Below are 14,620 nucleotides of genomic sequence, written 5' to 3'. Positions count from 1 at the left end.
GCCTATGCACGGCAGATCCTATTCCCACAGCACTGAGGCGGCCCCACCGGATTTCCCAGCGACGCCGCCTCATTGTCCTAGGCCTCAAAACGAAGCGTGGATCACTTCAGCGAGTACTTGATGATCCAGGTAGCCCTATTGAAGTTGGAGGGCTTCCTTCCGCACTTGAGGGTGGTCTTGCCCACCACTTGCAAGTAGCCACAGTTCCCGACGATCGGGGTCTTGGCGTTCTTCTTCAGGGAAGCAAGACTCCAACCCTTGGTTCCCTTGCCTATGTCGCACGCCCTCAAGTAGACCGGCTTGTTCTTGCCGTTAGAAGCGATGCAAGAGGCGTAAACGACCGTGGGCGCGCTGTAGTTCGCGTACTTATGCGAACCATAATTGTTCCAGTGGAAGGCGTCCTTTTTCTTACATGTGGCCAAGGTCAGCTTCTTCTTGTCCCCATTTCCCTTGACGCACTTCCCGTTGTACTTGTTCACCATGTACCAACGGCCACCTGCTTCGGCCTGAGCGGTGGGCGCGGGAGCACTGACAGCCAGCCCCACAGCCATCGTCGATGCCATCGCTCCAACAAGAAGGCTTCGCCTGATGGTCATTTTCGTCCCCCAGTGCAGTTTCGTTGTCGACGCCGTATGCATCGACAACTGATCATGAAGCACTTACGACGGATATCCTCGCCAAACTGTCGAGTTCATGTCACGCAACTTTAGGTACATCTGAGGTGGAGCAAAGAAGCTGGGGAGGGCCAACTGCCCCTCCCCAGCCGAAAGTTCGTCGCCGTCCGGTGTGCCGGACACCAAGGATCAGCCCTTCGTGACCTTCGGCCCGGACTCGCCTGCGGCATCCTTCTCCAGTGCCTTCAGCGCCGGATCCAGCACAACGTCCTCCGCGCGGGCCTCGGTCGTCGGGTCCTCCGGGAAGTGGCAGGCCGTCAGGTGGCCGTCGCGGTTGCCGGAGATCTGGACGAGCGGCGGCTCCTCGGAGGCGCACTTGTCCTGGGCCTTCCAGCAACGGGTACGGAAGCGGCAGCCGGACGGCGGCGAGATCGGCGAGGGCACGTCGCCGTAGAGCCGGATCCGCTCCCTGTCCTCGGCCTCGTCGTCGATCGCGACCTCGGGGACCGCGGAGAGCAGGGCGTGGGTGTAGGGGTGGCGGGGCCGGTTGTAGATCGAGTCCCGGTCGCCGACCTCCACCACCTTGCCGAGGTACATCACGGCGACGCGCTGCGAGAAGTGCCGGACGATGGCGAGGTCGTGGGCGATGAACAGGAAGGCGATGCCCAGCTCCTGCTGGACCTTCTGCAGCAGGTTCACCACCTGGGCCTGGATCGACACGTCCAGCGCGGAGACCGGCTCGTCCGCCACGATCAGCTTCGGGTTCAGTGCCAGGGCGCGGGCCACACCGATGCGCTGGCGCTGACCGCCGGAGAACTCGTGCGGGAAGCGGTTGTAGTGCTCGGGGTTGAGGCCGACCAGCTCCAGGAGCTCGCGGACCTTCTTCTCCCGGCCCCCCTCCGGCTCGATCCCGTTGACCTCCATCGGCGACTTGATGATCGTGCCGACCGTCTGCCGCGGGTTCAGCGAGGAGTACGGGTCCTGGAAGATCATCTGGATCTCGGACCGCACCGGCGCCAGCTGCCTGCGCGAGGCACGCGTGATGTCCTTGCCCAGGTACGTGATCTTGCCCGCCGTCGGCTCCAGCAGCCGGGTGATCAGCCGGCCCGTCGTCGACTTGCCGCAGCCCGACTCGCCCACCAGACCGACACTTTCGCCGACACCGACGGTCAGGTCGACGCCGTCGACCGCCTGTACGGCGCCGACCTTGCGTTTGATCGGGAAGCCGCCGTAAATGGGGAAGTGTTTGGTCAGGCCCTTGACCTCAAGGAGGGTCTCCTTCGAGGTGTCCGTGGAGCCCTTCTGTGCGGGGAGGGTGAGGTTGTCGCTCATGATCTCGGTTCTCCCTAGCGCAGCCGGGGCTGGATCTTGTCGATGAAGATGGTCTGCTTCTGCTCCGCGGTCAGGTGGCACGCGGAGGCGCGACCGTCGGCCAGCGGCGGCCGGGTGTCGGTGCACAGGGTGCCCATGACCTCGCCGGTGAACGCGCACCGGGGGTGGAAGCGGCAGCCGGTGGGCGGGTTGAGCAGCGAGGGCGGGGTGCCGGGGATGGGCGTCAGCATCTCGTGGATGTCGCCGTCCAGGCGCGGCATCGAGCTCAGCAGGCCCCAGGTGTAGGGGTGCTTGGGCTCGTGCAGCACCTCCTTGACGCTGCCGCGCTCCACGGCCCGGCCCGCGTACATCACCAGCAGGTCGTCGGCCATGTGCGAGATGACGCCGAGGTCGTGGGTGATGAAGATGATCGCGGAGCCGAACTCCTGCTGGAGGTCCTTGAGCAGGTCGAGAATCTGCGCCTGCACGGTCACGTCGAGCGCGGTCGTCGGCTCGTCGGCGATCAGCAGATCCGGGTCGCACATCAGCGACATGGCGATCATCGCGCGCTGGCGCATACCGCCGGAGAACTGGTGCGGGTAGTCGTCGAAGCGCACCTTGGGCTGCGGGATGCCGACCTTCTCCAGCATCTGGATCGCCCGGTCCTTGGCCTCCTTCTTGGAGGCGCCCTTGTGCTTCATGTACGGCTCGGACAGCTGCCGGCCCACCGTGTAGTACGGCGACAGGGCGGTCAGCGGGTCCTGGAAGATCATCGCCATCTTGTTGCCGCGGAGCTGCTCCAGCTCCTTCTCCGTGGCGGTGACGAGTTCCTTGCCGTCGAGGAGGATCTCCCCGTCGATGGTGCTGGTCCGGGGGTTGTGCAGGCCCAGGATCGTCAGGTTGGTGACGGACTTGCCGGAACCGGACTCGCCGACGATGCCCAGGGTCTTGCCGCGCTCGACGTCGAAGGAGAGACCATCGACGGCCTTGACGATGCCGTCCTCGGTGGAGAACTGCACCCGCAGGTCACGGACCGAGAGGAAGCTCTCGGACCCGGACGGGGCCGGGGCGTCCTCGGTCTTGGTCAGTGTGGTCACGGTGGTTCGTTCTTCCTAGGAGAGCCGGACGCGCGGGTCGATGTAGGCGTACGCGATGTCGGTGAGGATGTTCACCATGAGGATGAAGAAGGCTCCGAACATCATGACGCCCATCGTCAGCGGGAGGTCCTTGGAGCCGGCGCCCTCCACGGCCAGGCGTCCGATGCCCTGAAGGGAGAAGGTGATCTCCGTGACGACGGCACCGCCGAGCATGGAGCTGATGTCGATCCCCAGAACGGTGACGATCGGAATCATCGAGCCGCGCCAGGCGTAACGGAAGAAGACGTACTTCTTCGACATGCCCTTGGCACGAGCGGTACGGACGTGCTCCTCCGCGAGCTGCTCGATCATGGCGGCACGCGCCATACGCGTGTACTGCGCGGTGAAGATGGTGGCCATCACGACCACGGGAATGGACATCCCGATGAACCAGGCGACCGGGTCCTCGGTAATGGGGGTGTACTTCGGGTCCTCCATCAAACCCGTGCTGTAGACGAAGATGACCAGCACGATCGGGCCGAGGAAGTAGATCTGGAAGGAGCTCAGCACCATGGACGCGCCCGTCGCCACCTTGTCGAGCATGGAGCCGCGCCGGTAGGCGGCGAGCATGCCCGCGCCGACACCGATGACGAGGAAGCAGATCGCGCCGCCCGCGGTCAGCGTGAGGGTGGTCGGGAACCGGTCGATGATCGTGTCCCAGACCATGTCGCCCGAGTGGAACGACTGGCCGAGGCACGGGGCGGCGCAGTGGCCGTCCGGGAAGTCACGGCCCGTCACGATGCCGGACATGAACTGCCAGAACTGCTGCGCGATCGGCAGGTTGAGGCCGAGCGCCTCGCGGATGTCCTCCAGTCTCGCTGCGGAGCAGTCCCTGCCACAGGCCAGAGAGGCGTAGTCGGACGGCGCCGCGACGAAGAGGAAGAAAGTGGCTGCGCCGATGAGGAACAGGGTGACGACGGCGCCGGCCAAGCGCCGGATGATGAACTGAAGCATGGCGGGAAGGCTGCTCTCTACGGAGACGGTGGGAGGTTTCACGGAACCGCGGGAGTGCGCTCCGCCTGGTGCGCACCCCCGCGATCAGCCGTAGGACGTTACGACTTCAGGAACAGTCCGTTGACGTCGATGTAGCTCGACTCGGTGCTGTAGCGGGCACCGCCGATGTTCGAACCGTGGAGCTGGAACTGCTTGACGTACCACAGCGGAGCGGCCGGGTTGACCTTCTCCAGGATGTAGTGGTGCGCCTCCTGCCAGGTCTTCGCCGCCTCGGTCGGCTCCTGGGTCAGGGCCTTCTTGATCAGCTCCTGGACCTTCGGGTCGTTGATGTGCGAGTAGTTCGGCGAACCCTCGGCGATCTGGTCACCGTCGTAGACCGGCGTGACGACCGTACCGGCGGACGGCCAGTCCTGGCCCCAGCCGCTGATGTAGATGTCGTACGGGTTGTCGACCTTGCCGATCTGCTCGTAGTAGCTCGCCGAGTCGACCTCCTTGGAGACGACGTCGATGCCGACCTTGGTCAGCGCGTCCTCGATGGCAACCTTGCGCTTCTGGCCCTGCTCGTTGTTGTTGTAGGCGAAGACGAGCTTCTTCTCGGCGGCCGGGACGTCCTTCAGGAGCTCCTTGGCCTTCTCGATGTTGCCCTGAGGCGTCTTCAGACGGCCGTACGGGTCGTAGGAGTCCTCGTAGCCCGGCAGGGTCGGGGCGAAGAGGTTCTGGGCGACATCACCACCGTAGACACCGCCCTCACCGGCGATCAGCGACTTGGAGTTCGCCGCGTAGGTGATGGCGTCGCGGACCTTCTTGTTCTTGACCCGGTCCAGGTTGAAGTTCAGCACCTGGACGTAGGGAGCGTAGCCCTTGATCGTGCGCTTGCTGGTGGCCGGGTCCGTGACGACATCCTGGATCTGCGTGGACTCCACGGAGCCGGTGAGCTGGATGGCGTTCTTGGACACACCCTGGTCCGCGATCAGGCGCTTGGTCTGGGTCGACTCGGTGACACCGAAGTCCATGTTCCAGCCGTCCACGTACTGGTGGCGCACGGAGTCGGTCTTCGGGTCCCACTGGTCGTTCTTGACGAGCTTGAGGGACTTGCCGACCTTGTACTCGGAGATCTTGTACGGGCCGGTGGAGACCGGGGCCTTGTCGTACTTCTCCTTCGTGTCGGTCTTCTCCGGAACGATGGTGTAGCCCGGCATGGCCAGCGTCTGCGGCAGGTCCGGACGCGACTGGTCGAAGTGGAAGACGACCGTCTTGTCGTCCGGCGTCTCCAGGACGCTGTCCGGCAGGTGCTTCTTGCCGTAGCCGCCGTCCGGCAGGGCCTCGCGGTAGTCCGCGCCGCTCAGCCAGGTCTGCACATAGGTCGGACCGTCGAAGATGAACTTGGCGTACTGGCGCTCGATGGTGTGGCGGACGTCGGCCGAGGTGATCTCGTTGCCGTTCTGGTCCTTGATGCCGTCCTTGAGCGTGAACGTCCAGGTCTTGCCGTCGTCGGAGGACGTGCCCGAGTCGGTCGCGAGGTCACCGACGACCGCGACACCGCCCTTGCCGTCTTCCTTGAAGTTCGTCAGCCCGCGGAAGAGCAGGTTCGCGACCTGACCGGCGTCGGAGACGTAGATCTGTCCCGGGTCCAGGTGCGAGAGACCCGCCTCCTGGTAGACCTCGATGGTGCCGCCGCTCTTGGCGCCGGGCACTTCCTCGGCCGGGCCGGTGGAGGCAGCGGCGTCGGCGTAGGTGACGGGCTTGGACTGCGCCGCCGCCCCCTTCTGGTCTTCCGCGGTGTTCTTGTTCGAGCTCGTGCCCTTGTTCTCCGAGCAGCCGGTAAGCGCGAGAGAGCCGGCCGCGACCGCGACGACTATGGCGCGCGCTCTGCGCGAGTTGAGCGACTTCATGTGGCGAATCCACCTACCTGTCGGTTGTTATCCATGAGTACTGCCTGACGCGGCTGGTAGGCCGACGCGGGGGCGGCAGTCACCCCCCACCAATGGACGATTCAGCGCCCGGACTTGGGGTCGAAGGCATCCCGTACGGAGTCTCCGAGAAGGTTGAAGCACAGGATGAAGATCACCAGCGCCAGGCCCGGGAAGAACATGAACGCCGGGTCCTGCTCGGCGTACCTGGCGCCGGCGGCGAACAGTCGTCCCCAGTCCGGTGTGGGCTCGACGAAGCCGACACCGGCGAAGGAGAGGAAGGCGATGGTGAGGATCGTGCTCGGCAGCTGGTACGTGAACTGCACCAGGATCGGCGAGACGACGTTCGGCAGGATCTCCTTGCGGACGATCCGCCAGGGTGAGGCACCGGAGACCTTGGCGGCCTCCACGAACTCCCGCTCACGCAAGGACAGCACGGTGGAACGGACAAGTCGGGCCATGCCCATCCAGCCCAGCAGCCACAGCACGATCAGAATCGCGAGTGCCCGGAAGTACGTGGGCGTCTCCTCCCGCGGGTCCACGAAGAACGCGGTCACCACGGGCATGAAGGCGATGAAGAACAGCTGCTGCGGGAAGGACAGGAAGAAGTCGGTGACGCGGCCGATCCAGTAGTCGGTACGACCACCGAAGTAGCCGCCGATCAGACCGATGATGACGCCGGTGACCATCAGCAGCCCGGTCACGCCCAGCGCCATGAAGAGCGACGTGCGCATGCCGTACACCAGCATGGCGAACAGGTCACGGCCGTACTGCGGCTCGACGCCGAACCAGTGCTCCCCCGAGACACCACCGAAGTAGCCGAGCGGCAGACCGAAGTCGTCCAGCACGGGAGTGTCCGCGTACGTGGGGTCCTGGCCGTACAGCGTGTACGGGTTGGTCCCGCTGATCGCTGTGAGCAACGGCGCGCACAGGGCGATGACGAAGTAGAAAATCACTACCCCGGCGCAGAACATACCGGTACGGTCACGCCGGAAGCGCTGCCACATCAGCTGGCCGGGGGAACGGCCTTCGAGCGACTTCGGCTTCTCAGCCTCGCTGGTCGCCGCCAGTTCGGGGTCCAAGACGACCGTGGACCCCGAGCCCTCGGCCTTGGTTGGACTTGTCATGTCTGTTCTTCCCCCGGGGGGTTGGAGAGTCGAGCGCAGCACAGATACCGGCGGGTTCTGTGGTTTGGGGGAACTTTCGCCAAACGGGTCAACGCGCGTCAAGGGCGGAAGACATAGGGATCTCCCTACCGTCCATATTTTGAGCAAAAATTGCAAAGATTGACACCTCAGCGCGCTTGACAGGCGATCCAGAGGCTTCGCGAAACGGACATTCGAGTAGGGATTTTTGTTTACATGTCCGAAACTTGATCGCTGGATCACCGATATCCGAACGGTACTTCACAGCCCGCGGACAGCATGCCGAAGGTCCGGCCCTCCTCGGAGCGGAGAGACGGATCGGTGGTGACGACTCGCGAGTCTACACGCGTAGCACAGGTGCATCCGTGCCGGTACGGCCGCCGCGAAGATTCCCCGGAGCCGGGGCAACGGTTTGCGAGGCCCATGGACTCTATGGAGCGTCAAGGAGGTGCCCATGGGGGATCAGAAGAAGACTCGGGACGAGGAGTTCCAGAGCTTCGTCATCGGCTGCTGGCCACGGTTGCTGCGTACGGCCTTTCTCCTCTCGGGCGAGCAGCATGCCGCGGAGGACCTGGTTCAGGCGACGCTGGAGCAGGCGTACGTGGCCTGGCGCCGTATCGGCTCGGCCGACGCACCCGAGGCTTATGTACGACGCGTGCTGATCAATACGCACGCGCGCAGGCATCGCAGACGTCTCAAGGAGTTCCTGTCGCCCAAGGGCGACTCCGGCCTCGGCCACGAGCAACCCGACCCCGGCGACCCGATCGGCCGGGCCGACAGCCGCGGCGCGCTGCTCAAGGCTCTCGCCCAACTGCCGCCACGGCAGCGGCAGACGGTGGTCCTCCGTTACTGGGAGGACCTGACCGAGACACAGACGGCGGAGGCCATGGGTTGTTCGGTGGGCGCGGTGAAGAGCAACGCGGCCAAGGGGATCGCGAAGCTCCGCGCCATACCGGGGCTGGACGAGACGGTGACGTACGGAGGGCGGAAGTGATGAACGCAGGCGGGCAGGAGTACGACGACATGACGCACAGGGACATCTCCCTCCTCCTCGCGGACGCCACGGACGAGGTCGAGATCGGCCTGGCCCCGGTCCAGGCGGTGATGCGCGGCGGCCGGCGCCGCAGGACCCGCCGCTGGGCGGTCGCGGGGGCCGTGGCCCTGGTGATCGCCGGCTCGACGGCGTCGCTGGCGGTGACGGGGCTGCACGGCGGGGACGGGAAGCGGGGGGCGCCCATGGCGACTCAGGGGCCGACGGCCGAGGAGCGGGATGTGAACGCTCCCCAGCGGACGGTGCTGGCGAGCGGAACCGCTCAGGGCGAGGAATGGCAGGTGTTCATCGACGTGTGGGCGGCGCCACGTGACGAGGCGGAGGCCCGGGAGCAGTTGGCGGCGATGAAGCAGCGCGGAGAAAATCCCGGGGTCGGTCGGCCTGCCGAGCTGATCGGCAAGAAGGCGTTCTTCGTCTGGCGGAGTTTCGGGGACAGCGACGATCTCTCCCTGTTGGACCTGTTCACGCAGGAGTCCACCCAGTCGGGCACGGACATACAGGCCTTCTCATTCAAGCTGGAGCGTCCCGGCGGTCCCCTTCACATGGTCATCGGCCACGTGGCCAAGACCGCCCAGCGCGTCACATGCACCTGGAAGGACGGCACGGCCACCGAAGTCCTCCGAGCGCCCGAGAGGCAGGACGCCGGCGGCGGGGAAGTGGCGATCCGGTCGGCCGAGGGGTTGCCTGTGGACTGGTTCGTGTGCCTGGCGCCGGAGGGCAAGGCGTACAAGTCGGCGGAGGTGACGGAGTGACGGGGGTGCTGACCGACCGACGCACGCTCCGCGTCGCCCTCGTCGGCGAACTTCCAGGGCTGCGAGCCGGCATCCAGACGGCACGCGACGGCGCGGAGAGCTCCGAGGGTGTCGAGGGCGTCGAGATAGTCGCGGAGACCGGTACGTACGAGCATCCGATACTCCTGGTCAGGGACTCGGCCCCGGATGTCGTCCTCATGGACTTCGACCGGCTGGGCGCCTCCGCCCTGGGGACATGCAAGTCGCTGACCCGTGAGATGCCGATGACACGGATCGTGGCCATGGTCCAACACTGCGGCGACGAGCGGCTGTTGCGCTGGCGCTCAGGTCCGGCGTACGGGGATACATCTCGAAGTCCGCCGAAGCCGCGGAGGTGATCCGCGCGCTGCGTGCGGTGGCAGAGGGCGCCATGTTCGTCGGCAGCACCGCCGCGCATCGCGGCCAGGCTGCTGAGCACGCGACCCGCTGCCTGAGCCGTTGTCACGAACGGGCCCGGTCACCCACGTCGGTGGGTGACCGGGCCCGTTCGTCAACTGGGGCGACCGATCGCGTGGCGACCGGTCAGCCGTACTGGCGGATTCAGCCGTGCTTCGCCCGGCTCGCCGCGCGCGCCCGCTCGCGCGCGTCGAGGTTGACCTTGCGGATGCGTACGGCCTCCGGGGTCACCTCGACGCACTCGTCGTCGCGGCAGAACTCCAGGCACTGCTCCAGGGAGAGCTTGCGGGGCGGGACGATCGCCTCGAACGAGTCGGCCGAGGACGACCGCATGTTCGTGAGCTTCTTCTCCTTGGTGATGTTCACGTCCATGTCGTCGGAGCGCGAGTTCTCACCGACGATCATGCCCTCGTACACCTCGGTGCCCGGCTCCGTGAAGAGGACGCCGCGCTCCTGGAGGTTCGTCATCGCGAACGCGGTGACGGCGCCGGAGCGGTCGGCGACGAGCGAGCCGTTGTTACGGGTCGTCAGCGTGCCGAACCACGGCTCGTGGCCCTCGTGGATGGAGTGGGCGATGCCCGTGCCACGGGTGCCGGTCAGGAACTCCGTACGGAAGCCGATGAGGCCCCGGGAGGGGACGACGAACTCCATGCGGACCCAGCCGGAGCCGTGATTCGACATGTTGTCCATGCGGCCCTTGCGGACGCCCATGAGCTGCGTGACCGCGCCCATGTGCTCCTCGGGGACGTCGATCGTCATGCGCTCGACCGGCTCGTACGTCTTGCCGTCGACCTGCTTGGTGACGACCTGCGGCTTGCCGATGGTCAGCTCGAAGCCCTCACGGCGCATCTGCTCGACCAGGATGGCCAGCGCCAGCTCACCACGGCCCTGGACCTCCCAGGCGTCGGGACGCTCGGTGTCGAGGACGCGGAGGCTGACGTTACCGACCAGCTCGCGGTCCAGACGGTCCTTGACCTGACGGGCGGTGACCTTGCGGTCCTTGACCGCGGCCTTGTTGTCCGCGCCCTTGCCGGTGCCGCCGCGGCCGACCAGCGGCGAGGTGTTCGTACCGATGGTCATCGAGATCGCCGGCTCGTCGACCGTGATCAGCGGCAGCGCGATCGGGTTCTCGGGGTCGGCGAGGGTCTCTCCGATCATGATGTCCGGGATACCGGCGACGGCGCAGATGTCACCGGGGCCGGCCACCTCGGCGGGCTTACGGGTGAGCGCCTCCGTCATCATCAGCTCGGTGATGCGGACGTTGGACATCGTGCCGTCGCGCTTGATCCACGTGACGGTCTGGCCCTTGCGCAGCTCGCCCTGCTCGACGCGGAGCAGCGCGATACGGCCGAGGAAGTTGTCGGCGTCCAGGTTGGTGACGTGCGCCTGGAGCGGGGCGGCCTCGTCGTACTGCGGGGCCGGGACGTGCGACAGGATCGTGGAGAAGAACGGCTCCAGGCTGTCACTGTCGGCCGGGACGGTGCCGTCCTCCGGCTTGGTCAGCGAGGCCACGCCGTCACGCGCACAGGCGTAGACGATCGGGAACTCGATCTGCTCCTCGTCCGCGTCCAGGTCCAGGAACAGGTCGTACGTCTCGTTGACGACCTCGTCGATCCGGGAGTCGGGACGGTCCGTCTTGTTGATGCAGAGGATGACGGGCATACGCGCCTGCAGGGCCTTGCGCAGCACGAAGCGGGTCTGCGGCAGCGGCCCCTCGGAGGCGTCGACGAGCAGCACGACCGCGTCCACCATCGACAGACCGCGCTCGACCTCACCGCCGAAGTCGGCGTGGCCGGGGGTGTCGATGATGTTGATGGTGATGACGTCGCCGCCATCCTTCGGGTGGTACTTCACCGCCGTGTTCTTGGCGAGGATCGTGATGCCCTTCTCACGCTCCAGGTCGTTCGAGTCCATCATGCGGTCGTCGAGCGACTCGGCGGCGTGCGCGGCGAAGGCACCGGCCTGCTTGAGCATGGCGTCGACCAGGGTGGTCTTGCCATGGTCGACGTGGGCGACGATGGCGACATTGCGGATGTCGTGGCGCGTGGCCATGGTGTGGCGTTCTCCCGGAGTGTGAGGAAGGCCCCTGCTGCGTACGTCTGTGTTACGCGGGCCCTGCCGGGCGGAACGTGCCACGGCCTCACCCCATGGTACGGGGCCGCGGTGGGGATGGTCTCTGCAGGGGCTCCAGGCCAGGTCAGGCGCTCTTGACCTGCGGCGCAAGCTCCACCCGCAGTTCGAGACCCAGGGCTCGGGCGAGGCGGTCCAGGACCGGGATGGTCGGGACGGTGCCCCCGGCCTCGAAGCGTGCCACGGCCGACTGGGTCATATCCGCCCGGCGGCCCAGTTCGTGCTGCGACAGCCCGAGGGCCTGCCGCCGTGTGCGCACGGTCTCGCCGAGCGCGAAGCGCAGTTGTGCGGCCGCGTACTCCTCCTCGATCTCGGGGGTCATGGGTCGGGCCCGGCGGGCGTCGGCGAGGCTGGTTCGCCCGGTTTCCGTCATCGGGTGCCTACCGATCGGATAGGCTGCGGCAAGTGCGTCGCGAGAACCAAGCACGTGCTGTCTCCTTGACGTTGGCCGTCAACCGGGCTGGTTCCAACCCGGCTGGTGTTGATCGCGTAAGACTCGACCGCTCGCTGAGTGGCCGAGCAGCGTGAGCCAGGAATCCCCTGCATCAGCTGGGGGAGGGTTCAAAGCTCCTCCTCGTCCACAGTGACACGGTGGGTGCCGCAGGTGGCCCGCCGAAGCCGATCAGCCGCCAGTTCACCCGATCGTGCGTCCGGCCGCCGTCCCGCGTCTTCGCGGGGCGGCGGCCGGATGTGCGAGGGGTGATCCCCTACTTTCCCGTGGGGCTCGCCGACGCCCTCACTCCCTTCTTCAAGAACCCCATGTCCTCGTACACCGGCGTCTGGAAGCCGAAGGCGCCCGCGTTCGCGAGGTTGGTGCGGGCGGCGACGAGCTGGGGGCGCTGGTAGAGGGGGATGGAGCCGGCGGCGGCCCAGATGCGGGCGTCCGCCTTGCGGATCAGGGAGCGGGTCTTGGACTCGTCGAGGGTGGCGATGGCCTCGTCGAAGAGCTGGTCGACCTGGTCTGTGCCGACCCGGGTGTAGTTCTGCTCGACGCTCAGCGAACCGTCGGCCGCCGGGACCGGCTTGGCGTAGATCGGGCGGGCGTCGGTGGCCGGGTACGCGGAGGTGGGCCAGGAGTACAGGGCGAGGTCGTACTGCCCGTTCGCGATGTGGTCCTTGAAGTAGCTCTCGTCGGCGACCTTGCTGATCTGCGTACGGATCCCGATCCGGTCCAGCATGACGGCGACCCGCCGGCCGACGGTCCGCAGTGACTCCGTACCGGGGCCGGACGGCAGCACGAACCGGAGCGTCAGCGTCTTGCCGTTCTTGGTGAGCGGTCCGCGCACGGCGCCGACGGGCGCCGGGGTGCCCTGCGGTGCGTACGCGCCCGGGGCGCCGCCGGGCGCGAACTGCTTGCCGTCCTGGGCGAGATGCGCCCCGTCCTCGTCGGTCTCGTACGGCTTGTTGTCATCGCCGACGATGTACGTACCGTCATCCTCCGAGGACCGGGACCGGGAGGACGCCGGGGAGCCACCCTTGCCCTCGCTCTTCTCCCCTTCTGACCCGGCCGCCTTCCTGCCCTCCCTCAGCGGCGGCCCCTGCTCCCACCCCGCGTCGGCCAGCAGTGCCCGGGCCTCCTTGGGGTCCTTGCCGCCGAGGGCGCCACTGTTGTCGGCGTACGCGGCCTGGCCGGCGAGGGCGAGGTGGCTGCCGACGGGGACGGCGGGCAGGCCCAGGGGTTTCAGGACGAGGGCGGCGAGCTCCTCGCGGTCGAGGGCGCGGGCGATGGCGCGGCGGACGCGGTCGTCGGAGAGGGGGCCGTCGGAGCCGTTCAGGGCGAGCTGGGTGAAGGCGGGTTCGAGGGAGCGTCGGACCGCGAAGCCTCGCAGGGCGGCCTGCTCGGCGGTGTACTCGGCGAGCGCCTCACGCCGCTTCTCACGGGCGCTGATCTCCTTGTCGGCGGCCTTCTCGTCCGAGCCGTGCGCGATCGCCCAGGAACGCAGCGACTTCGCGGGCGGCAGCCCGGGGCCGTGGGCGATCGGGCCGCCCTGGGCGAGGGAGCCGAGGGGGCCGCTCATGCCCTTGGCGCCCCGATCGCCCCGGGTGTCGTCGGAGGCCGACATGATCCGCTGGGCCTGGGCCGAGTCGATCTCGGCGATGTCGACCTTGTTCTCGGCGAGCGCCTTGGTCCGCTCATCGCGCGGTACGGCGCGCAGCACCAGCGCGGAGAGCTTGGCGGGGCGGCCCCACCAGCGGGGGTTGCGGGTGAGGGTGACCGCGCCGTCCTCGCGGTCGATCTCCTTCAGCGCGAAGGGCCCGGCGGTGACCTTGAGCCTGCGGCGGGCGCCGTCGTTGAAGGAGTCGGGGGTGCCCATCACCTGCTTCGGGTACAGCGGTGTGAACAGCGACTTCCAGTCGGCGTAGGGGCGGGCGAAGGTGACCCGGACCTCCAGGTCGCTGTCACCGCGCTCGATCTTCGCGATGCGTTCGTAGCCCGCGTTCCGGGCCGTCCAGTACGCCGAGTCCTTGCCGGACAGGGCCCGCCACTGCGCGGCGAAGTCGGCGGCGCCGATCTCCCGGCCGTCGCTCCACACGGCCTGTTGGTTGAGTTTGTAGAGGACGACCTGGCGGGGTTCGCGTTCGACGACCTTCGCGGACTCGAGGTAGTCGGGGTTGGGCTGGGGGCGTCCGTCGGCGTCGAGGCGGTACATCGACGGCAGTACGGCGCCGGCGATCCGGGTCGTGGCCGGGTCGGCGTCCGCCTGGAACGTGTTCAACGTCTCCGGCACGGCGTCCACGGCCCAGCGCAGGGTCCCGCCGTCCTTGAGCAGGCTCCGGTCCGCCGGGGCGATGTCCTGGCCGGCGACGGGCTTGCCCGCCGGGTCGTCCTCGCCGCACGCGCTGAGCAGGGGCACCGCGAGCGCACCCGCGGTGAGGAAGGCGACCGAGCGCATGACCGCGCGCACGCCGAGGCCGTCGTGGGACATCTCTGCTACCTCCGACAGGGCCGCGCCATCTGCGACCAGGGGGTTTATGATCACGTTTGGGGGCATATGGAGCTGATCAGATCTATGACCACCCTGGAGAGGAAAGGGTTCACCAACCGAGGCGACACGGCGGCGCGGAGCGAAAAGTCACCCATGCGGCGCAACGCACCACCCGTACATCCCCGGCGTAACGCAACGCACCACACCGGACCCCCGGCGCACACCGAGCGTGCGAGGGCGTGCAGAGGAGGCCTG

Annotated in this window: 12 protein-coding genes; 3 read left to right on the top strand and 9 right to left on the bottom strand. The window is 67.2% G+C overall.

Going from position 1 to position 14,620, the window contains the following annotated elements; all coding sequences use genetic code 11:
* Positions 1 to 101 precede the first annotated feature (101 nt).
* From F3T56_RS19810 to F3T56_RS19785, 6 genes are all read right to left on the bottom strand, one after another.
* Positions 102 to 482, bottom strand: a complete 381-nt coding sequence (locus tag F3T56_RS19810) for a hypothetical protein (RefSeq protein ID WP_149826513.1) — start codon at positions 480 to 482, stop codon at positions 102 to 104.
* A gap of 321 nt (positions 483 to 803) precedes the next feature.
* On the bottom strand, positions 804 to 1,946 hold the full coding sequence (locus F3T56_RS19805; RefSeq protein ID WP_149826512.1) for an ABC transporter ATP-binding protein: 1,143 nt from the start codon (positions 1,944 to 1,946) through the stop codon (positions 804 to 806).
* 14 nt (positions 1,947 to 1,960) lie between these two features.
* Positions 1,961 to 3,022: an ABC transporter ATP-binding protein gene (locus tag F3T56_RS19800; protein WP_149826511.1), complete on the bottom strand. Its 1,062-nt coding sequence runs from the start codon at positions 3,020 to 3,022 to the stop codon at positions 1,961 to 1,963.
* A 15-nt stretch (positions 3,023 to 3,037) separates the two neighbouring features.
* Positions 3,038 to 4,015, bottom strand: a complete 978-nt coding sequence (locus tag F3T56_RS19795; protein ID WP_149826510.1) for an ABC transporter permease — start codon at positions 4,013 to 4,015, stop codon at positions 3,038 to 3,040.
* Positions 4,016 to 4,113: 98 nt separating this feature from the next.
* Entirely contained in the window at positions 4,114 to 5,907 is a 1,794-nt protein-coding gene (locus tag F3T56_RS19790; protein WP_149826509.1) for an ABC transporter substrate-binding protein, read from the bottom strand.
* Between the two features lie 101 nt (positions 5,908 to 6,008).
* Positions 6,009 to 7,052 carry an ABC transporter permease gene (locus F3T56_RS19785; RefSeq protein ID WP_149826508.1) on the bottom strand — a complete coding sequence of 348 codons (1,044 nt, stop codon included), beginning with the start codon at positions 7,050 to 7,052 and terminating at the stop codon, positions 6,009 to 6,011.
* Between the two features lie 472 nt (positions 7,053 to 7,524).
* Here F3T56_RS19785 and F3T56_RS19780 point away from each other — a divergent pair, with 472 nt between their 5' ends.
* Genes F3T56_RS19780 through F3T56_RS19770 form a run of 3 tightly spaced genes read left to right on the top strand, consistent with a single transcriptional unit; the run spans position 7,525 to position 9,250 of the window.
* Positions 7,525 to 8,064 (top strand): SigE family RNA polymerase sigma factor, encoded by a 540-nt coding sequence (locus F3T56_RS19780; protein ID WP_149826507.1) that lies wholly within the window; start codon positions 7,525 to 7,527, stop codon positions 8,062 to 8,064.
* Positions 8,064 to 8,873 (top strand): hypothetical protein, encoded by an 810-nt coding sequence (locus F3T56_RS19775; RefSeq protein ID WP_149826506.1) that lies wholly within the window; start codon positions 8,064 to 8,066, stop codon positions 8,871 to 8,873. The genes F3T56_RS19780 and F3T56_RS19775 overlap by 1 nt, the downstream gene beginning before the upstream one ends.
* A gap of 5 nt (positions 8,874 to 8,878) precedes the next feature.
* Positions 8,879 to 9,250: a response regulator gene (locus F3T56_RS19770; protein ID WP_149826505.1), complete on the top strand. Its 372-nt coding sequence runs from the start codon at positions 8,879 to 8,881 to the stop codon at positions 9,248 to 9,250.
* A gap of 202 nt (positions 9,251 to 9,452) precedes the next feature.
* Here F3T56_RS19770 and typA read toward each other — a convergent pair whose 3' ends face one another.
* From typA to F3T56_RS19755, 3 genes are all read right to left on the bottom strand, one after another.
* On the bottom strand, positions 9,453 to 11,360 hold the full coding sequence (gene typA / locus F3T56_RS19765; RefSeq protein ID WP_149826504.1) for a translational GTPase TypA: 1,908 nt from the start codon (positions 11,358 to 11,360) through the stop codon (positions 9,453 to 9,455).
* Positions 11,361 to 11,505: 145 nt separating this feature from the next.
* Positions 11,506 to 11,811, bottom strand: a complete 306-nt coding sequence (locus F3T56_RS19760; RefSeq protein WP_149826503.1) for a helix-turn-helix domain-containing protein — start codon at positions 11,809 to 11,811, stop codon at positions 11,506 to 11,508.
* A gap of 334 nt (positions 11,812 to 12,145) precedes the next feature.
* Entirely contained in the window at positions 12,146 to 14,365 is a 2,220-nt protein-coding gene (locus F3T56_RS19755) for an ABC transporter family substrate-binding protein (protein ID WP_149826502.1), read from the bottom strand.
* Between the last annotated feature and the right edge of the window lie 255 nt (positions 14,366 to 14,620).

It is taken from the genome of Streptomyces tailanensis (assembly GCF_008386495.1).
In the GTDB taxonomy this organism is placed as follows: domain Bacteria; phylum Actinomycetota; class Actinomycetes; order Streptomycetales; family Streptomycetaceae; genus Streptomyces; species Streptomyces tailanensis.
This window is presented reverse-complemented; position numbering and strand designations above follow the sequence as displayed.